This is a genomic window from Pseudonocardia sp. EV170527-09 (genome assembly GCF_008369905.1).
In the GTDB taxonomy this organism is placed as follows: Bacteria; Actinomycetota; Actinomycetes; order Mycobacteriales; family Pseudonocardiaceae; genus Pseudonocardia.
Map to the genome: position 1 here is coordinate 1 of NZ_VRMC01000351.1, position 437 is coordinate 437.

The following is a 437-nucleotide window of genomic DNA, read 5'->3' on the forward strand; positions in this document are numbered from 1 at the left end:
GAACCTACCCACCACGACATCGCCAAAGCCGCCCTCACGAGCAATTGTCAATACCTGTGGATCGGGGTGTTTCAGGCGACCTCCGTTTCGGTGTGTTGATCGCCGTCTGACGGTGGTGTCGGTGGGGTGATGTCGGTGGGCCGTTCGAGCAGTTTGCCTTTGTGGAAGACCGCTCCGGCGCGGACGAGGGCGACCAGATGTGGGGCGTTGACGGCCCGCCAACGGGCTTGGGCTGCGTCGATCAGCTTGTAGGCCATGGCCAATCCAGCGGCCCGCGATCCCGGACCCTTGGTGACCTTCGTTCTCAAACGCACTGTGGCGAAGGTGGATTCGATCGGATTCGTGGTACGCAGATGGATCCAGTGCTCGGCGGGGTAGTGGTAGAACTCCAGCAGGACATCGAGGTCGTCGACGGGAACCCTCTCGACAACCTCGAT

Annotated in this window: 1 pseudogene; it reads right to left on the reverse strand. The window is 61.8% G+C overall.

The window, feature by feature from the left end:
• Positions 1-71: 71 nt before the first annotated feature.
• A pseudogene (locus FVA95_RS29455) lies at positions 72-437 on the reverse strand (IS256 family transposase); the annotation flags it as partial.